The 18,317-nt window shown below is 72.0% G+C and carries 16 protein-coding genes and 1 riboswitch; of the genes, 6 read left to right on the top strand and 10 right to left on the bottom strand.

Annotated elements, in window-relative coordinates; translation table 11 throughout:
• The first annotated feature begins 136 nt into the window (after positions 1-136).
• Complete coding sequence (locus tag ACFVVL_RS22950) at positions 137-892, top strand: IclR family transcriptional regulator (RefSeq protein ID WP_380286660.1); 756 nt, start codon at positions 137-139, stop codon at positions 890-892.
• Here the strand turns inward: ACFVVL_RS22950 and ACFVVL_RS22945 are convergent.
• The 8 genes from ACFVVL_RS22945 to ACFVVL_RS22910 form a co-directional block, all read right to left on the bottom strand.
• Positions 828-1,487 (bottom strand): trimeric intracellular cation channel family protein, encoded by a 660-nt coding sequence (locus tag ACFVVL_RS22945; protein WP_380286661.1) that lies wholly within the window; start codon positions 1,485-1,487, stop codon positions 828-830. The two genes, ACFVVL_RS22950 and ACFVVL_RS22945, sit on opposite strands and share 65 nt — an antisense overlap.
• A gap of 43 nt (positions 1,488-1,530) precedes the next feature.
• Positions 1,531-2,613 carry an ABC transporter ATP-binding protein gene (locus tag ACFVVL_RS22940; RefSeq protein WP_387678027.1) on the bottom strand — a complete coding sequence of 361 codons (1,083 nt, stop codon included), beginning with the start codon at positions 2,611-2,613 and terminating at the stop codon, positions 1,531-1,533.
• Positions 2,614-2,647: 34 nt separating this feature from the next.
• On the bottom strand, positions 2,648-3,718 hold the full coding sequence (locus ACFVVL_RS22935; RefSeq protein ID WP_380286663.1) for an ABC transporter ATP-binding protein: 1,071 nt from the start codon (positions 3,716-3,718) through the stop codon (positions 2,648-2,650).
• Positions 3,715-4,725 (bottom strand): ABC transporter permease, encoded by a 1,011-nt coding sequence (locus ACFVVL_RS22930; RefSeq protein WP_380286664.1) that lies wholly within the window; start codon positions 4,723-4,725, stop codon positions 3,715-3,717. Before ACFVVL_RS22930 ends, ACFVVL_RS22935 begins: the two co-directional genes overlap by 4 nt.
• Before the next feature lie 98 nt (positions 4,726-4,823).
• Entirely contained in the window at positions 4,824-6,602 is a 1,779-nt protein-coding gene (locus tag ACFVVL_RS22925; protein ID WP_380286665.1) for an ABC transporter substrate-binding protein, read from the bottom strand.
• Positions 6,603-6,658: 56 nt separating this feature from the next.
• Complete coding sequence (locus ACFVVL_RS22920) at positions 6,659-7,648, bottom strand: ABC transporter permease (RefSeq protein ID WP_380286666.1); 990 nt, start codon at positions 7,646-7,648, stop codon at positions 6,659-6,661.
• Between the two features lie 476 nt (positions 7,649-8,124).
• A complete protein-coding gene (locus ACFVVL_RS22915; protein WP_380286667.1) occupies positions 8,125-9,072 on the bottom strand; it encodes an enhanced serine sensitivity protein SseB C-terminal domain-containing protein in 948 nt (315 codons plus the stop codon).
• A gap of 175 nt (positions 9,073-9,247) precedes the next feature.
• A complete protein-coding gene (locus tag ACFVVL_RS22910; protein ID WP_380286668.1) occupies positions 9,248-10,051 on the bottom strand; it encodes an enhanced serine sensitivity protein SseB in 804 nt (267 codons plus the stop codon).
• A 178-nt stretch (positions 10,052-10,229) separates the two neighbouring features.
• Positions 10,230-10,336: riboswitch (glycine riboswitch) on the top strand.
• 220 nt (positions 10,337-10,556) lie between these two features.
• Between ACFVVL_RS22910 and gcvT the strand changes: the two genes are divergently transcribed.
• The 5 genes from gcvT to ACFVVL_RS22885 all read left to right on the top strand — a co-directional run bounded on the left by gcvT (position 10,557) and on the right by ACFVVL_RS22885 (position 15,853).
• Positions 10,557-11,678, top strand: a complete 1,122-nt coding sequence (gcvT, locus tag ACFVVL_RS22905) for a glycine cleavage system aminomethyltransferase GcvT (protein WP_387678022.1) — start codon at positions 10,557-10,559, stop codon at positions 11,676-11,678.
• An 86-nt stretch (positions 11,679-11,764) separates the two neighbouring features.
• The gene (gcvH, locus tag ACFVVL_RS22900; RefSeq protein ID WP_380422808.1) at positions 11,765-12,151 is read left to right on the top strand and encodes a glycine cleavage system protein GcvH; all 387 of its coding nucleotides are present in this window, start codon (positions 11,765-11,767) and stop codon (positions 12,149-12,151) included.
• A gap of 73 nt (positions 12,152-12,224) precedes the next feature.
• Complete coding sequence (gene glyA, locus ACFVVL_RS22895; protein WP_380286670.1) at positions 12,225-13,493, top strand: serine hydroxymethyltransferase; 1,269 nt, start codon at positions 12,225-12,227, stop codon at positions 13,491-13,493.
• A gap of 199 nt (positions 13,494-13,692) precedes the next feature.
• Positions 13,693-15,060, top strand: a complete 1,368-nt coding sequence (locus tag ACFVVL_RS22890) for an L-serine ammonia-lyase (protein WP_380286671.1) — start codon at positions 13,693-13,695, stop codon at positions 15,058-15,060.
• Between the two features lie 214 nt (positions 15,061-15,274).
• Positions 15,275-15,853, top strand: a complete 579-nt coding sequence (locus tag ACFVVL_RS22885; protein ID WP_387678018.1) for a CAP family protein — start codon at positions 15,275-15,277, stop codon at positions 15,851-15,853.
• 433 nt (positions 15,854-16,286) lie between these two features.
• Here ACFVVL_RS22885 and ACFVVL_RS22880 read toward each other — a convergent pair whose 3' ends face one another.
• Together ACFVVL_RS22880 and ACFVVL_RS22875 are read right to left on the bottom strand one after the other, a co-directional pair.
• Positions 16,287-16,784, bottom strand: coding sequence for an ATP-binding protein (locus ACFVVL_RS22880; protein ID WP_380286674.1), 498 nt, complete (start codon positions 16,782-16,784; stop codon positions 16,287-16,289).
• 181 nt (positions 16,785-16,965) lie between these two features.
• A complete protein-coding gene (locus ACFVVL_RS22875; protein WP_387678015.1) occupies positions 16,966-18,267 on the bottom strand; it encodes an Ig-like domain-containing protein in 1,302 nt (433 codons plus the stop codon).
• Positions 18,268-18,317 lie beyond the last annotated feature (50 nt).

Here is an 18,317-nt window from a genome sequence, read left to right as displayed (position 1 = left end):
CCGATCCGGCCACCGGACGCCGCGCACCGCGACGCTGCCCCTCCGGGCAGCCCCGGTACGGCGCGGGGCCCGCGAGCGGTTAGCCTGACGGCCACCACCACGCGGCGTGAGCGGAACCGGGAGTCGGGGGGACGGGATGTCGCAGTCGGTCGATCGCGCGCTGACCCTGCTCGGGTCGCTCGGCGACGGCCCGGTCACCCTGGAGCAGGCCGCCACCTCGATCGGCGTGCACAAGTCCACCGCGCTGCGCCTGCTGCGCACGCTGGAGGAGCACGGGTTCGTCCACCGGCTGTCCGACCGGCGCTACCGGCTGGGCGGACGGGTGCTGTCGCTGGCGCAGCGGGCCCTCCAGGAGATCGACGTCCGGCAGGTCGCCGCACCGTTCCTGGCGTCGCTGCACGAGCGCTGCGGCTGCACGGTGCAGCTGGCGGTGCTGCAGGACGACGAGGTGCTGTACCTGGACGAGCTGGCGGGGCGGTGGAGCAGCGCGGCGGGCCGGCCGACCCGGATCGGGCGGCGCGCGCCGGCCAACGGGACGGCGATCGGCCGGGTGCTGCTGGCGGGGCTGCCGCAGGACGGCCTGGCCGAGGAGGAGCTTTCGGCCGATCTGGCGGCGGTGCGCCGGCGGGGCTGGGCGGCGGAGTCGGCCGAGCACCTGGAGGCGGTGACCTGCGTCGCCGCGCCGGTGGCGGGCAGCGACCGGCGGGCGGTCGCGGCGTGCGCGATCTCGGCGCCGACGGACCGGGTGTCGCCGGCGGAGCTGGTGCGGCTGGTGCCCGAGCTGCTCTGCACGGCGGAGGCGATCTCGCTGGCCTACGGCGGCTCGCCTACTCCTCGCTGGTGCGAGAACCGTTGCGGTGCCAGGCCCGCGGTGCGCGCCAGCCGTACTTGAGGGCGAGCATCCGCAGGACGAACGCGGTGAGCGCGGCGGCGGTGCCGGTGACGGCGGTGAGGCTGTCGAGCGCGATCAGGACGGCGACCAGCGCGGCGCCGACCAGCGCGGGCACGGCGTAGATCTCGCGGTCCCAGCGCAGCAGCGAGGGGATCTCGCCGGCCAGGACGTCACGCATCACGCCGCCCCCGGCGGCGGTCACCATGCCGAGGGCGACGGCGGAGACGGCGCCGAGGCCGTAGTCGTGGGCCTTGGCGGTGCCGGTGACGCAGAACAGGCCGAGACCGAGCGCGTCGAGGGTCTGCACGGCGCGGTTGATCCGTTCGACCTCGGGGTGCAGGAAGAAGACGACCAGGGCGGCGATCAGCGGGTCGACGAAGTAGCCCAGGTTGGTGAAGGCGGCGACCGGGGTGGCCCCGATGACCAGGTCGCGCATCACGCCGCCGCCGAGCGCGGTGACCTCGGCGAGCACACAGATGCCGAAGATGTCCATGTTCTTGCGGACGGCGAGCAGCCCCCCGGAGAGGGCGAAGACGAAGATGCCGACGAGGTCCAGCGACTGCTGCACGTCGGAGGGGAAGATCTGCGAGGTCACCGCACCAGTGTGACCCGGCCGAGCCTCCCCTCCGGTCCGACGGTCAGGCGGAGGCGAGCAGCTTCTCCCCCGGGACGGCGTTCTCCGGGAAGTGGCACGCCACCTGGTGCCCCTCCCTGCCGGCGGCGAGCGGCGGCTCCTGGCTCGCGCAGATCTCCTGCGCCTTCCAGCAGCGGGTGCGGAAGCGGCAGCCGCTGGGCGGGTTGATCGGCGAGGGCACGTCGCCCTTGAGCAGGATGCGCTCGCGCCCGGCGCGCTGACGGCGGCGCGGGTCGGGCACCGGCACCGCGGACATCAGCGCGGTGGTGTACGGGTGCATCGGGGTGCGGTAGAGCGAGTCCCGGTCGGCGATCTCGACGATCTTGCCGAGGTACATCACCGCGACCCGGTCGGAGACGTGCCGGACCACCGAGAGGTCGTGCGCGATGATCAGGTAGGTCAGGCCGAGCTCCCGCTGGAGGTCGTCGAGCAGGTTGACCACCTGGGCCTGGATCGAGACGTCGAGCGCGGAGACCGGCTCGTCCGCCACGATCATCTTGGGCCGCAGGGCGAGCGCCCGGGCGATGCCGATGCGCTGGCGCTGGCCGCCGGAGAACTCGTGCGGGTAGCGGTTGTAGTGCTCGGGGCTGAGCCCGCACAGCTCCAGCAGCTCCTGGACGGCCTTCTTGATCCCGCCCTCGGGCTCGGCCTTCTGCAGCTTGAACGGCGCGCCGACGATGGTGCCGACGGTGTGCCGGGGGTTCAGCGAGGAGTACGGGTCCTGGAAGATCATCTGGATGTCGCGGCGCAGCGGCCGCATCGCCCCGACGCCCAGGTGGGTGATGTCGGTGCCCTCGAACTCGACCTTCCCGCCGGTCGGTTCGTCCAGCCGGGTGACCAGCCGGCCCATCGTCGACTTGCCGCAGCCGGACTCCCCGACGACGCCCAGGGTCTCGCCGGCGTTGACCGTGAAGTCGATGCCGTCGACCGCCCGGACGGCGCCCGTCTGGCGCCGCAGCAGGCCGCTGTGAATGGGGAAGTGCCGGACCAGGCCGGTCACCTTGAGCAGCGGCTGCCGGTCCGGGGCGGGCGCCTGCGCGGGCACCTTCTTCATGGGGTCGGGGCCCGCCGCCTGAGTGTCCGTCATCGGTTCTCTCCAGAATGGTGGTACGAGGCCGGGCTCACAGCCGGGGCGCGATCTCTTCGGCGAAGATGCGGTGCCGCTCGGCGAGTGCGAGGTGGCAGGCGGCGTGGTGTCCGGGCGCGACCTCGGTGAGGCCCGGGGTCTCCTCCGAGGAGCGCCCGCCGGTCAGCCCGGCGTAGGGGCAGCGCGGGTGGAAGGCGCAGCCGGACGGCACGTTGATCAGGCTGGGCGGGGTGCCCCTGACCGGGACGAGCCGGTCCTGCAGCTCCCGGTCGAGGCGCGGCATCGAGCCCAGCAGGCCCCAGGTGTAGGGGTGTTCGGGCGCGTCGAAGAGCGTCTCGGCCGGGCCCCGCTCGACGCACTTGCCGCCGTACATGACGAGGATGTCGTCGGCGAGCTCGGCGACCACCCCGAGGTCGTGGGTGATGATGATGACCGCCGAGCCGAACTCCTCCTGGAGGTCCCGGATGAGGTCCAGGATCTGCGCCTGGACGGTGACGTCCAGGGCAGTGGTGGGCTCGTCGGCGATCAGCAGCGAGGGGTCGTTGACCAGCGCCATGGCGATCATCGCGCGCTGGCGCATGCCGCCGGAGAACTGGTGCGGGTAGTCGTCGACCCGGCGGTCGGGCTGCGGGATGCCGACCCGGTCGAGCATCTCGACGGCGCGGGCCCGGGCCTGCTTCTTGCTCGCCTGCGGGTGGTGCACCCGGTAGGCCTCGACGATCTGCTGCCCCACCGTGTAGTAGGGGTGCATCGCGGTGAGCGGGTCCTGGAAGATCATCGCCATCTGCCGGCCGCGCAGTTCGCGGACCCGCTCGGGTCCGGCCGCGATGAGGTCCTCGCCGTCGAGCCGGATCTCGCCGGTGATCCGGGCCCGCTTGGAGCGGTGCAGGCCCATGATGCCGAGCGAGGTGACGGACTTGCCGGAGCCGGACTCGCCGACGATGCCGAGGGTGCGGCCCTTGGCGAGGTCGAAGCTGACCCCGTCGACGGAACGGACCAGGCCGTCGTCGGTGTCGAAGTGGATCCGCAGGTCCCGCACCGAGAGGAAGGGCTCCTGGCCGCCCGGGGCGGCCGCGCGGGCCGGGGTCTTCTGGAGCTCGGTCACGACAGCCTCACCCGGGGGTCGACAGCGGCGTACAGGAGGTCAACCACGAGGTTGCAGAGGACGATGAAGAAGGCGGCGAGCAGCGTGACGCCGAGGATCTTCGGCAGGTCGTTGTCGGTGATCGCCTGGACGGCGAACTGGCCGACGCCCTGGAGCGAGAAGACCTGCTCGGTGATCAGCGCGCCGCCGAGCAGCAGCCCGAGGTCCATGCCGAAGATGGTGACGATCGGGGTGAGCGCGGCGCGCAGCCCGTGCCGGGTGACGACCTTGGACTCGGCCAGGCCCTTGGCCCGGGCGGTGCGGATGTAGTCCTCGCTCATCGTCTCCAGCATCCCGGCGCGGGTGAGCCGGGCGTAGAGCGCGGAGTAGAGGAAGGCCAGCGAGATCCACGGCAGGATCAGGTTGCGGGCCCACATCACCGGGTTGTCGGTGAAGTTGGTGTACTCCAGGTTGTCCAGGATCGGCCACTCGTAGCTGAACACCGTGAGCAGCAGCGCGCCGGTGAAGAAGACCGGCAGCGAGACGCCGGCGAGCGCGATGCCCATCGAGAGCCGGTCGAAGATCGAGCGCGGCTTGAGCGCGGAGACGACACCGGTGGCGACGCCGGAGACCAGCCAGATCACCGCGGCGCCGATGGCCAGCGAGAGGGTCACCGGGATCCGCTTGGACAGCTCGGGCCAGACCTCCAGGTGGTTCTTGAAGGAGTAGCCGAAGCAGGGCACGTGGCAGGTGGCCGGTTCCGGGCCGAACTTGTACTCGGCACCGGTGACCAGCGCCTTGAGGAAGTTCCAGTACTGCGTGTACAGCGGCTGGTCGAGGCCGAGGTTCTGTTTGACCGCCTGGACCGCCTCGGGGGAAGGATTCTTCCCGATGTACTGGGTGGCCAGCTGGTCGACCGTCTCGCCGGCGAGGCGCGGGAGCAGGAAGAAGATCGCGAAGGTGACCGCGCTGACGACCAGCAGCAGCACCACGGCCGCGAGGATCCTGCGGATGATGTAGGCAAACACAGTTGGTCGGCTCCGGCCGCCCGCCGCCGTCCGGGGTCCTCCGGACGGCGGCGGGCGCCGCTGCCTTCACCTGCCTTCAGGGATGCGGAGCCAGGCTCTTACTTGGTGCCGATGTTCAGGTAGTCGTACTCACCCGAGAAGGCCGGCGTGGACGCGAGGTTGGTGGCGTTGTCCGGGCGGTACAGGAAGACCTTGAAGTAGGTCAGCGGGACGTAGACCGCCTGGTCCATGACCTTCTTGTCGATGTCGCCGTAGATCTTCTCGCGGGCCGCCCGGTCCGGGTTGGTCGCGGCGTCGTCGAGCAGCTTGTTGACCGCGGGGTCGTTCAGCGAGGCCAGGTTGCTGTTGCCCGAGGCCTTGATCGCGCGGCCGTCGACGATCTGCTGCAGGAAGCCGTAGCCGGTCGGCCAGTCGGCGCCCCACTGCATCATCATCAGGCCGATGTTGTGCTCCTTGGCGAACGCCGGGGCGCCCGCGCTGTCGGCCAGGTACTTGCCCTGCGGGTACTGCTGGATCTCGGCGTTGATGCCGACCTTCTTCAGCGCGGCCTGGATCGAGGTCGCGGCGGCGACCTCGGTGGCGCGCTCGGTGCGGGCGGAGAGCACGGTGCTGAAGCCGCCGTCCTTGCCGCAGGCCTTCAGGGCCTCCTTGGCCTTGGCCTCGTCGCCCTTGTTGTCCTTGGTCTCCCAGGCGTTGAAGTCCTGGTGGCCCGGGATGTCCGGCGGGAGCACGGTGTTGGCGACCTGGCCGCGGATCGGGCCGCCGAGCGAGGTCTGCACCGAGACCTTGTCGACCGCGTACTGCACGGCCTTGCGGCACTCGATGTTGTCGAACGGCGCGACGTCGGTGTTGATCGCCATGTAGACCAGGCGGCCGCCGTAGGCGTTGTCGGTGTTCGCCTTGAGCTTCGGGTTCTGCAGGATCTGCGCCTGGGTCTGCGGGTCGACACCGCCGCCCACCAGGTCGACCTGGGCGTTGCCGGCCAGCAGGTCCTTGTCGATGGTGGACTGGTCGATGTTCATCTTGAGCACGATCTTGTCCGGCAGCTGCTTGCGGATCGGGTCGGTGCTCGGGTCCCAGTTGGTGTTCGGGACCAGGACGGCCTGCTTGCCGTCCTCGTAGGACTCGAACTTGAAGGAGCCGGACGAGACGATCTTCTTCACGTAGTCGGCGCCGGTGTCCTTGGCCTGCGGCACCGGGGCCGTCTGCGGGGCGCTGACCAGGTAGTCGAAGTCCGCGAAGGCGTGCTTCAGGTGGAAGACGATCGTGGTGTCGTCCGGCGTCTCGATCGACTTCAGGTCGCCGGTCTTGTCCTTGTACGGGCCCGCGTACGGCGTGCCCTCGTTGTCGACCAGCAGCTCCTTGAAGTACGTCGGGCCGTTGGAGTTCACGTCCGGCGCGAAGTTGGAGCGCTCGACGGCGTACTTGACGTCCTTCGAGGTGATCGGGGTGCCGTCGTCGTACTTCAGGCCCTTGCGCAGCTTGTACGTCCAGGTGAGGCCGTCCGCGCTGACCTGGCCGAGCGACTCGGCGAGGTCCGGGACGAGCTTATTGCCCGCCTCGCCGGCGCCCGGCTGGAAGGTGGTGAGCGGACGCCCGTACAGGCGCGAGAAGTTGTAGATGTAGGCGTAGTACGTGTTGCCCGGGTCGAGCGAGTCCGGGGTGCCCTTCATCTCGAAGGTGACCGTCCCGCCCTTCTTGTCCGAGGCGTTGACGATGTTCTTGGTGGCCGCGTTGGCCCCGGAGCCGCCCGCGGCCTCGGTGCCGGTGGCGGTGGACTTGGCGTCGCCGCTCTTCGAGCTCGACGAGCAGCCGGTGACGACCAGGACCGCGGCAGCGGCCATGGCGGTCAGCGCGACGGTACGGGACCTACGCATGGGTGAGATCAACCCCTTGGGGAAGTGGTGGCTGTACGAGGGATCCTGACGCTCGGTCAGTTGTTCTTGGGATCGAGGGCGTCACGCAGCCCGTCGCCGAGCAGGTTGAAGGCGAGCACGGTGATGAAGATCGCCAGACCGGGGACCACCATGTACTGGGGATCCACCTGGTAGTACCGGATCGCGTCCTGGAGCATCCCGCCCCAGGAGGCCTGCGGGGGCTGGATGCCGACGCCGAGGAAGCTCAGACCGGCCTCGAAGAGGATGTTGGTCGGGATCAGCAGGGTCGCGTAGACCAGGATCGGGCCGACCAGGTTGGGCAGCAGCTCCCTGAACAGGATGAACGGGCCCCGGGCACCCAGGCTGCGGGCCGCGTGCACGAACTCGCGCTCGCGCAGCGAGAGGGTCTGGGCGCGCACGATGCGGCCGATGTAGGGCCAGTTGAAGAAGCCGATCACGAAGATCAGCACCAGGATGTGCAGCGGCAGGCCGTGCAGGCCGAACGCGCCGCCCTGCAGCGACGTGGAGATCGCGATGGCGAAGAGCAGCAGCGGGAAGGCGAGGAAGACGTCCATCACCCGGCTGATCACGGCGTCCACCCAGCCGCCGTAGTAGCCGGCCATGATGCCGAGCACGGTGCCGATGGTGTTGGACAGCACGGTCGCGCCGAAGGCGACCAGCAGAGAGACCCAGGAGCCCTCGATCACACGGGTCAGCAGGTCACGGCCCTGCAGCGGGTCGACGCCGAGCGGGTGGTCCCAGCTCATGCCGCCCCAGTCGCCCAGCGGGAGACCGCCGAGGTCGGCGTCCAGGAGGTCCTGGTGGAGGGCGTCGGGATCCAGGCCGAAGATCGACTCGATCGGCTTGGCGAGCACGGCGAGCAGGATCAGCAGGATCACCACGATGCCGCCGGCGACGGCGGCCTTGTCCCGCTTGAAGCGGGTCCAGGCGATCTGGCCGAGCGAGCGGCCCTCGATCTTCTTGGCCGGGCTCGCGGCGGCGTCTGCCTCCGGTGCGTTGCCGGCGGTCTTGATGGGTGCGGTCATGGTCAGTTCGGTCCCCTCGCCGACGGTGGCCGGCCCACGGGTGCCGGACGCCGGGATCGGCGGCTCGGCTGGTGCGGACGTGCTTTGGGTGCGGACGTGCGGAAGTGCAGGTACGGGGGTGTTCCCAGCGGTACGGCGTGCTCAGTACTGCTGCCACGCGGGATGGGCGTCACGTGGATCATGCGGTCCGCCAGCGCGTTCGCCTTTGTGAGGCGCCAACCACGCGCGGTGGGCTGTTGCAGAACTCTCTGCCATCCGAACTGGCTTGCGCCAGCCCTGCCAACCGACAGATGCCCAACTGTGATCTGTCCGCATGCACCTCCACGATCTTCGGCATATCCCTCTTCACACAGCTGTAACAGCCATGTCAAGATGTCTGCCACCCCCTTCGGCGAGATCGTCCGGAAAAACGCAAAAACCGGCCTGACGTGACGTCAAGCCGGTTCCTGTGGGCGGTTCCGGGCGCGTTCCGCCGGTCAGCGACCGGGGTAGCCGGGCCACGGCTGCTGCGGCGGCGGCTGCTGCCCGGGCCAGCCCTGCGCCGGCGGATGGGTGCCGTAGCCGAAGCCCTGACCCTGCGCCGGGCCCTGCTGCGCGGTGTACGGCGGCGGGGGCACCGGCGGGTACGGGCCCGTCTGCGCCCGGCCGTGCCCGCCCGCCTCGCGGTCGTAGAACGGGCGCGCGTTGGCCCGCATCCACAGCGCCACCGGGTCGTACTCGTCCGCCATCGCCACCGTCGAGACCGCGAGGCCCTCCGGAGCGACCGCGATCGCCCGCTGCATCAGCGCCCGCACGGCCTCCACCGTGGGCGGTGAACTCTCGTACAGGTCCAGGCCGATGGCCAGGTACGGTTCGCCCACCGACGGCCGCACCCAGGCCCGGCGCAGCGCCTTCACCGCGCGCACCTCGACCGCCTGGCGCTCCAGCAGCGCGAAGAACTGCTGGGCCGGCACCTGCGGCTCGCTCAGCTTCAGCGGCCCGGCCGGCAGCCGGTCCAGGCCCGCCGCGACCCGCCGCAGGTCCGCCCACGGCACGCCGACCCCGCCGCCCGGGGCGTGCGGGTTCAGCCACAGGCCCCAGCGGGTGCGGTAGAGCGAGGCCGCGACCTCCTTGCCGGAGATCACCTCGTGGGCCCGCGCCCAGCCGGAGGCCGCCAGCTGCTCGGGCGAGGTGACGGCCGGCGCGTAGCCGTGGCCGCTGATCTCCATGTTCCCGTACTGGGCGTCCGCGCTGCCCGGCGTGCCGTGCCAGAGCAGCATCCAGACCCGGCCCTCGGCGAGCGCGTGCAGCATCGTCTCGTAGGCCTCGTAGCGCTCCGGCGCCACCTCGCGCAGCGCGCGCTCCAGCGCGCCCGGATCCGGGCGTCCGGTGGGCGCCTGGCCCCAGGGCCCCGGTGCACCGCCAGCTACCGATCCCGCACTCATGCGCCCACCTCGCTGCGCTTCTTCGTTCCTCGTCCGTCACCGGCGGCCCGGCGGCCGTCAGCACGCACCCTATGGGGCGGCCGCCGACCGCCGCCACGCCGACGTGCCAGGGTTCGTACCGCCGCCCCGCCCGCACCCCGTCCGGCGGGTGCCGGACGGACGGACGGGGGCCGGATCAGCCCCGCACGTAGAACGGCGCGACCCGGTTCACCAACCAGTCGACCACCGGATCGTCCGCGAGGTCGAGCAGTACGAGGTGGACGCCTCCGGGCAGCGGCGCGGTTCCCAGCGCTCGCCCCAATGCCTCGTTCACCGCGCCCGGGTCGGCCGGGGCCAGCGGGTCCAGCTGGACGCCCACGAACATCACGGTCGGCTCGCCCTCGACGCTCGCCAGCGCCCGCCGCGCGGTCAGCACTCCCGGCAGCGCCGCGAGTTCCCCGCGGCAGGCGGTCAGGAACGCCTCCGGGTCCTCGCCCGGCACCGGCTCGCGCAGCGCCACCCGGCCGCCGCCGGGAGCCTCCGGCGCATCCGGGCCGGCGTCCCAGCGGTCCTCGCGCGGTCCGCGGCGCAGCTCGGCCACGCCCTCCGGCGGCACCGGGATGCCCACCGCCGCCCCGGGGTTGACCGCGATGCCCACGCCCAGCGGCAGGCCGCGGGCGAACTCCCACACCGGCGCGACCGCGAACGGCATCCCGGGCGCCTGCTGGAGGAACACCTCCTGCGAGGAGAACACCGGGACATAGGGGTCGCCGGCCAGTTCGATCGTCGGCAGGTCCAGCGACCGCCCCTGCGGGTCGCCGCCCGACGGCAGCGGGATCCACACCTGGCCGCGCGCCAGCACCTCGATCACCCGGGGGGTCGCGCCCGGGTCGCCGAGCGCGGCGGTGAGCACCTGCTCCAGCTCGTTGGCCGGCCACGTGCCGCCCGGCGGCGCCGCCTCCGCCCCGCCCCACCCCTGCTGCTCCACCGGGTACTCCATCCGCCGCCGTACCGTCCTCTGCTCACCGATGCCCGCAGCCTAGCGTTCCGGCGCCCCGCACCGGGCGGTCAGGCCCGCGGTGACGGAGGCCCCCCTCCCCTCATTCCCGCGGACGTGCCATGATGTGCGCGTCTGCGGTGGCATCCACCCAGGCCCCGCCAACTCCATACCGGCCGCTCGAACCCGCGCGGGAGAGTCCGGAGTGCCCCGTCCAGGCGGCACAGCCGGCGCCGAAGGAGCAAGTCCTCCCCGGAATCTCTCAGGCACCCCTACCGCACGGGTTAGGCACATCTGGAAAGCGGCGCACGGCCCTGCCGTACGCCCACCCACGGTGCAAGCCGCCATGCTGGTCCCCTACAGGGCAGTGGACGGTGAAGCTCTCAGGTTCGACGACAGATGGGGAGACCCAGCCGCCGCATGCCCGCGCGCAGGGTCCGCCGCCCCCGAGACAGGGCCGGTCCCGGCGTGCGCACCCCTGAGTGCCCCGACCGAGGAGTTCCTGGCCATGTCGTCCCTCCGCCTCACCGCGCTCGACGCGCTCCACCGCGCCCTCGGCGCCACCATGACCGACTTCGCCGGCTGGGACATGCCGCTGCGCTACGGCAGCGAGCGCGAGGAGCACCTCGCCGTCCGCACCAGGGCGGGCCTGTTCGACCTCTCCCACATGGGCGAGATCACCGTCACCGGCCCGCAGGCCGGCGAGATGCTGGACCACGCGCTGGTCGGCTTCGTCTCCGCGCTCGGCGAGCTGCGCGCCCGCTACACCATGATCTGCGCCGAGGACGGCGGCATCCTGGACGACCTCATCGTCTACCGCCTGCGCGAGGACGCCTTCCTGGTCGTCGCCAACGCCTCCAACGCCCAGCTGGTGCTGGACGAGCTGATCGCCCGCGCCAAGGGCTACAACGCCGTCGTCTCCGACGACCGCGACGCCTACGCGCTGATCGCCGTCCAGGGCCCGGAGTCCACCGCGATCCTGGCCGGCACCACCGAGGCCGACCTGCCGGGCCTGAAGTACTACGCGATCCTCCCGGCCCAGGTGGCCGGCCGCGACGTGCTGCTCGCCCGCACCGGCTACACCGGCGAGGACGGCTTCGAGATCTTCTGCAACCCGGGCGACGCCGAGCAGATCTGGCAGGCGCTGACCGAGGCCGGCGCTGGCCGCGGCCTCGTCCCCTGCGGCCTGTCCTGCCGCGACACGCTGCGCCTGGAGGCCGGCATGCCGCTGTACGGCCACGAGCTGTCCACCGACCTGACCCCGTTCGACGCGGGCCTGGGCCGGGTCGTGCGCTTCGACAAGACCACCAACGAGGGCGCCTTCGTCGGCCGCAAGGCCCTGGAGCGGGCCGCCGCCGAGGCCGAGGCCAACCCGCCGCGGGTGCTGGTCGGCCTGGTCTCCGAGGGCAAGCGCGTGCCGCGCGCCGAGTACACCGTGGTCTCCGCCGACGGCGAGCCGATCGGCCGGATCACCTCCGGCGCGCCCTCCCCCACGCTGGAGAAGCCGATCGCGATGGCCTACGTGGACGCGGCCCACGCCGCCCCCGGCTCCACCGTCGCGGTGGACGTGCGCGGCAAGCACGAGCCGGTCCAGGTCGTGGCGCTGCCGTTCTACAAGCGCGCCCGCTGACCCTTCCCCACCTGTTTCCCCCGCGAGGAACGTCCGCGCGCCGGGCCGCTTCGTCGTACCCGCTTCCCATCCTGGAGAATGACGCCATGAGCACCAACCCCCAGCACCTGCAGTACACCGAGGAGCACGAGTGGCTGACCGCCGCCGACGCCGACGGTGTGTCCACGATCGGCATCACCCAGCACGCCGCCGACGCCCTCGGTGACATCGTCTACGTGGAGCTCCCCGAGGTGGGCGCCACCGTGACCGCCGGGGAGACCTGTGGCGAGCTGGAGTCGACCAAGTCGGTCAGCGACCTGTTCTCCCCGGTGACCGGCGAGGTCACCGAGGTCAACGAGGACGTCAAGAACGACAACAGCCTGGTCAACGGCGAGCCGTTCGAGGGTGGCTGGCTGTTCAAGGTCCGCGTCGAGTCGACCGGCCCGCTGCTGAGCGCCGACGAGTACACCGCGCTCACCAACCCCTCGGCCTGAGCCACCGCCGGGACGGCCGCCGCACCGCGGCCGTCCCGCGCCTCCTCCCCCCTCCTCCCGGGAAGACCCCACCATGACGGTTCTGAACCAGTCCCTGCACGCCCTCGACCCGGAGATCGCCGCCGCGGTCGACGCCGAGCTGCACCGCCAGCAGACCACCCTGGAGATGATCGCCTCCGAGAACTTCGCCCCGGTGGCGGTCATGGAGGCCCAGGGCTCGGTGCTGACCAACAAGTACGCCGAGGGCTACCCCGGCCGCCGCTACTACGGCGGCTGCGAGCACGTCGACGTGGTCGAGCAGATCGCGATCGACCGGATCAAGGCCCTGTTCGGCGCCGAGCACGCCAACGTCCAGCCGCACTCCGGCGCGCAGGCCAACGCCGCCGCGATGTTCGCGCTGATCAAGCCGGGCGACACCATCCTGGGCCTGAACCTGGCCCACGGCGGTCACCTGACCCACGGCATGAAGATCAACTTCTCCGGCAAGCTCTACAACGTGGTGCCGTACCACGTGGACGACAAGAGCGGCCAGGTCGACATGGCCGAGGTCGAGCGCCTCGCCAAGGAGCACCGGCCGCAGCTGATCATCGCCGGCTGGTCCGCCTACCCGCGCCAGCTCGACTTCGCCGAGTTCCGCCGGATCGCCGACGAGGTCGGCGCGCTGCTGATGGTCGACATGGCGCACTTCGCCGGCCTGGTCGCGGCGGGCCTGCACCCCAACCCGGTGCCGTTCGCGGACGTGGTCACCACCACCACCCACAAGACCCTGGGCGGCCCGCGCGGCGGCGTCATCCTCTCCAAGGCCGAGCACGCCAAGAAGATCAACTCCGCGGTCTTCCCCGGCCAGCAGGGCGGCCCGCTGGAGCACGTCATCGCCGGCAAGGCGGTCGCCTTCAAGGTCGCCGCCTCGGAGGAGTTCAAGGAGCGCCAGCAGCGCACCCTGGAGGGGGCCCGGATCCTCGCCGAGCGCCTGCTGCAGGCCGACGTCACCGAGGCCGGCGTCTCCGTGCTGTCCGGCGGCACCGACGTCCACCTCGTCCTGGTCGACCTGCGCAACAGCCGGCTCGACGGCCAGCAGGCCGAGGACCGTCTGCACGAGGTCGGCATCACGGTCAACCGCAACGCCATCCCGAACGACCCGCGCCCGCCGATGGTCACCTCCGGCCTGCGGATCGGCACCCCGGCGCTCGCCACCCGCGGCTTCCTGGCCGAGGACTTCCGCGAGGTCGCCGACATCATCGCCGAGGCCCTGAAGCCCGCCTTCGACGAGGGCACCGCCGAGGCGCTCAAGGCCCGGGTCACCGCCCTGGCCGAGAAGTACCCGCTCTACCCGAACCTGTAGGTCCTGTCGTTCGGCGGCCGGTGACCGGGCTCACGCCGTCCGGACACCGGGGATTCCGGGGCACCGCGCACACTGGAGAGTGCGCGCGGTGCCCCGTCCCGTGTCAGCCCGCCGACCGCGCCCGACCCTCCCCCTCCCGCCACCGCCGTCCTCCCTCCCTGCCGGCACCACCCACGAGACCAGACAAGGACGTCCCTCCGTGGCCATCAGCGTCTTCGACCTCTTCTCCATCGGCATCGGTCCGTCGAGTTCCCACACCGTCGGCCCGATGCGGGCCGCCCGGATGTTCGCCCGCCGCCTGAAGTCGGAGGGCCTGCTGACCGAGGTGACGGCCGTCCGCGCCGAGCTGTACGGCTCGCTGGGCGCCACCGGCCACGGCCACGGCACCCCCAAGGCGGTGCTGCTGGGCCTGGAGAACGCCTCCCCCCGCACCGTCGACGTCGACCAGGCCGACCGCGACGTCGAGCGGATCACCGCCGAGAAGCGGATCAACCTGCTCGGCGTCCACGCCATCGACTTCGACCCGGACAGCCAGCTGGTGCTGCACCGGCGCCGCTCGCTGCCCTACCACGCCAACGGCATGACCCTCTGGGCCTACCGCGCCGACGGCTCCACCGTGCTGGAGAAGACCTACTACTCGGTCGGCGGCGGCTTCGTCGTCGACGAGGACGCGATCGGCGCCGACCGGGTCAAGCCCGACGACACCGTGCTGAAGTACCCCTTCCGCACCGGCGAGGAGCTGCTGCGGCTCACCCGGGAGACCGGCCTGTCGATCTCCGGCCTGATGCTGGAGAACGAGAAGGCCTGGCGCACCGAGGAGGAGATCCGGGCCGGCCTGCTGGAGATCTGGCGGGTCATGCAGGAGTGCGTGCGGGCCGGCATGTCCCGCGAGGGCATACTCCCCGGCGGCCTCAAGGTGCGCCGGCGCGCCGCCGCGGCCGCCCGCGCGCTGCGCGCCGAGGGCATCGGCCCGGCCAACGCGATGGAGTGGGTCACCCTCTACGCGATGGCGGTCAACGAGGAGAACGCCTCCGGCCGCCGGGTGGTCACCGCCCCGACCAACGGCGCGGCCGGCATCATCCCCGCCGTCCTGCACTACTACCTGAACTTCATCCCGGGCGCCGACGAGGACGGCATCGTCCGCTTCCTGCTCGCCGCCGGTGCCATCGGCATGCTCTTCAAGGAGAACGCCTCCATCTCCGGCGCCGAGGTCGGCTGCCAGGGCGAGGTCGGCTCCGCCTGCTCGATGGCCGCCGGCGGCCTCGCCGAGGTCCTCGGCGGGAGCCCCGAGCAGGTCGAGAACGCCGCCGAGATCGGCATCGAGCACAACCTCGGCCTCACCTGCGACCCGGTCGGCGGCCTGGTCCAGATCCCCTGCATCGAGCGCAACGGCATGGCCTCCGTCAAGGCCGTCACCGCCGCCCGGATGGCCCTGCGCGGCGACGGCCGCCACCACGTCTCCCTCGACAAGGCGATCAAGACCATGAAGGAGACCGGCGCCGACATGAAGATCAAGTACAAGGAGACCTCGCGCGGCGGCCTCGCCGTCAACGTCATCGAGTGCTGACCCCTCCCCGCCGACGGCCGCGCCCCCGCCCCTCCGGCGGGGGCGCGGCCGTTGCGGTGCGAACCCTCGGGCCGGCTCCACCGTAGCCGTGCGGCGGGGCGCGCCGGCCGGGCCCCTCACCCGCTCGGGTGAACCCCGCCGGATCGGGCCGTCCGGGCCCCCGGCGGCTGCCATCGTGGCCGGCAGAGCGTCCCCACGAGCCCCCGGAGCGCGGATGAAGAACACCGGAACCGGTGTCCGTACCCTCACCACCCTGCTGTTCGCCGCCGCGCTGGCCGCGGCGGCCACCACCCCCGCCGCGGCCCGGACCGCGCTGCCCGACGCCACCGACGCGGCCTTCGCCGACGACTGCCTGCGCGCCCACAACGAGTACCGCGCCCGCCACGGCGTCCCGGCGCTGTCCCCCGACCCGGCCCTCCAGGACTACGCCAGGGCCCGGGCGGCCCGGCTCTCGACGTACGAGCGCCTCTCCGGCGGCCACGCCGGTCTCGACCCCGCGTACGGCGAGAACCAGTCCTGGTTCGCCTCCACCGCCCCCGACCGGGCCGGCTGCCGCCGGGCCGTCGACGCCTGGTACGCGCAGGCCGGGGACTACGACTACGACGCCCCCGGCTTCTCCGCCGCGACCGGCCTGTTCACCCAGGTGGTCTGGAAGTCCTCCACCCGCCTCGGCTGCGCCCGCGCCCACGGCCGCGGCGGCACCTGGTACGAGACGTACATCGTGTGCACCTACAGCCCGCCGGGCAACATCTCCTCCGAGTACGCGGAGAACGTCCCGCCCCCGCGCACCTGACCCGGGCGCGCCCCGGCGCCGGCCGTCGCCGGTCGGCCTCCGGAGCCCGGAGAATCGTGCCGATCATGAATAATCTCAGGCCGAAGCGTGAACCTATGCAAATTCCCAAGGTGAACTAAGTTACAAACCTTGAAATCGAAGTCATCCGGTTTGCCCACATGCTGAGATCCGTGCGATAGTCGACCTGTCCGACGGCGGACGTCACCAGCTGACGCGCCCCGTCGCGGCACGAGGAACTTCGGCCCGCCCGACCTGGCACGGCCGACGTCCATCGCGCGGCACGCACCCCCTTGGCCGGCGCGATGACTTGCAGGGGCCCCCAGCCACCGGACCACGGTGACACCGGGGGCCCCGCGTGTTTTCCCGGACCGGGCCACCGGCCCCGCCCCGACCCGACCCGACCGGACCCGCCGACCCGGGACCGGCCGCCGGCTCAGACCCGCTCGCGGACCTTCAGCTCGAACCAGACGCCCTTGCCGCGCGGCAGCAGGTCGGCGCCCCAGCGGTCCGCCAGGTCGTCGACCACCTGCAGCCCGCGCCCGCGCTCGTTGGCCGGCAGCGGCTCCGCCAGGATCATGCACGGCAGCGCCCGCGAGGAGTCCCGCACCTCCACCCGGACCCAGCCCGGCTTGCGCACCACGTGCAGTCCGATCGTCCGGCCGGCGGCGTGCCGCACGGCGTTGGCGACGAGCTCGCTGGTGAGTAACTCGCCGACCTCCAGGTGCTGGTGCAGGTCCCAGGTCTCCAGGGCCGCGAGCACCAGCCGGCGCGCCAGCGGCCCGGTCGACGGCCGGGAGGGCAGCCGCACCTCCCGCGGTGAGTCCCGGTCGCACAATCTCCCGACGTACAACTGCTCCAGCTCGTCGGAGCTGAGCCGCTCCAGGGCCGCGAGGACGTCCTGGAACGGTGCCCACGACGCGTCAGCGACCAAGCTGGATCCCGGAAGTGATGACTGATCTGTTTCGCCCCAACCCGCCATGCGCCCCATCATTGCGGAACGCAAGCGGCCGCGTACGGACAATGAGCAAACGATCACGGGGTGTTTCGGCATATGCCGCATGCCGCCCGAACCCGCGTTCGGCCAGGTCCGGGCCCTCACGCGTGGTGGCGGGTCACCAGGCGCTCCAGTCGAGGTTCCAGCCGCTGAGGCCGTTGTCCGGCGCGACCCGGCCGCGCGTGGAGTTCTGCACGCCGACGACGTCCCCGATCAGCGAGCCGTCGTAGAACGTGCCCGCCGAAGTGCCCGGGGCGCCGCCCTCGACGTCCTTCAGGCCCACGCAGCCGTGGCTGACGTTGGTCTTGCCGAAGGGCAGGGGGTCGGCCCAGTAGTTGCCGTGCACATAGGTGCCGGAGTCGGTGAGCCGCATGGAGTGCGGGGCCTGGAGGTCGTAGGGCTCGCCGGTCATCCCGGGCAGGGTGCTGGACCGCATCCGCACCACGCCCTCCTTCGACATGACGACCATGGTGCCGTTCCAGGTCGGGTGCTCGGGCGAGCCGGAGGTGATCTCGACGACCGAGCTCCGGCCGTCCTCGACCACCGTCATCAGGTGCGTCCTGGCGTCAACCGTCGAAATCCGGGATCGCCCGATAGTGAAGGGCTCGTCCCGGTCGACTCCCCCGTAGACCCCCGGGGCGATCTCCACGCTCTTCAGCCGGTACCGGACGGTGACCGTCGTCCCCGGCGTCCAGTACTTCTCGGGGCGGAAGTCCAGCCGGCGGTCGCCGAACCAGTGGCCCCTGACCACGGTGCCGTCGCTGGTCTCGAAGGTGATGCCCTTCGCCACCGCCTCCTTGTTCTTCACGTCCTTGTCGAAGGAGACCGAGACGATCATGCCGACGCCGTAGGTGGCGCCGTCCTGGACGTTGTCGCCCGCCTTGGCCTCGCGCTCGGGCGTGAGCGTGGTGAAGCTGCTGTCCGCCGAGGCGACCACGCCGCCGGCGTCCGCCGCCAGCGCGCTCACCTGGTAGGCGGTGCCGACCTGCAACGGGGCGGACGGCGTCCAGCTCGCGCCGTCGGCGGCGATGGTGCCCGCCACCTCCCGGCCGGCCCGGTCGCTCACCTTGACGGTGGTGAGCCTGCCGCCGGAGACCGCGACCTTGAGCGCGCCGTCCGGCGCGACGTCCACCGCGCCCGCCTTCGGCCGGATGTCCACCACCGCCTGCGACACCGCGGGCGCGGCGCTCGTGGCGGGCGCCGCCGGGGCCGTCGCGGACGGCGCCGACGGGGCCCCCGCGGCCCCGCCCGCGCCGAGCTCCGCCTTGGCCGCGGCCCCGCCCGCGCCGAGCTCCGCCTTGGCCGCGGCCCCGCCCGCGCCGCCGTTCCCTCCGCCACCGCCACCGCCGCCGCAGGCGCTGGTCAGCACCAGCGCTCCCCCGACCAGACCGGCGGCCACCACCGTGCGTATCGACTTCACGTCGAGTCCCTCCCTCGTGTCGCGGTGTCCGACAGATACACGCGCCACCC

This window comes from Kitasatospora sp. NPDC058115 (assembly GCF_042884635.1).
GTDB lineage: Bacteria > Actinomycetota > Actinomycetes > Streptomycetales > Streptomycetaceae > Kitasatospora.
This window is presented reverse-complemented; position numbering and strand designations above follow the sequence as displayed.

Excerpts from the sequence above, each read along its gene's own strand:
- ACFVVL_RS22950 (WP_380286660.1), top strand. The coding sequence starts at position 137 with ATGTCGCAGTCGGTCGATCGCGCGCTGACCCTGCTCGGGTCGCTCGGC.
- gcvT (WP_387678022.1), top strand. The coding sequence starts at position 10,557 with ATGTCGTCCCTCCGCCTCACCGCGCTCGACGCGCTCCACCGCGCCCTC.
- ACFVVL_RS22910 (WP_380286668.1), bottom strand. The coding sequence starts at position 10,051 with ATGGAGTACCCGGTGGAGCAGCAGGGGTGGGGCGGGGCGGAGGCGGCG.
- ACFVVL_RS22920 (WP_380286666.1), bottom strand. The coding sequence starts at position 7,648 with ATGACCGCACCCATCAAGACCGCCGGCAACGCACCGGAGGCAGACGCC.
- ACFVVL_RS22885 (WP_387678018.1), top strand. The coding sequence starts at position 15,275 with ATGAAGAACACCGGAACCGGTGTCCGTACCCTCACCACCCTGCTGTTC.
- ACFVVL_RS22925 (WP_380286665.1), bottom strand. The coding sequence starts at position 6,602 with ATGCGTAGGTCCCGTACCGTCGCGCTGACCGCCATGGCCGCTGCCGCG.
- ACFVVL_RS22940 (WP_387678027.1), bottom strand. The coding sequence starts at position 2,613 with ATGACGGACACTCAGGCGGCGGGCCCCGACCCCATGAAGAAGGTGCCC.
- gcvH (WP_380422808.1), top strand. The coding sequence starts at position 11,765 with ATGAGCACCAACCCCCAGCACCTGCAGTACACCGAGGAGCACGAGTGG.
- glyA (WP_380286670.1), top strand. The coding sequence starts at position 12,225 with ATGACGGTTCTGAACCAGTCCCTGCACGCCCTCGACCCGGAGATCGCC.
- ACFVVL_RS22915 (WP_380286667.1), bottom strand. The coding sequence starts at position 9,072 with ATGAGTGCGGGATCGGTAGCTGGCGGTGCACCGGGGCCCTGGGGCCAG.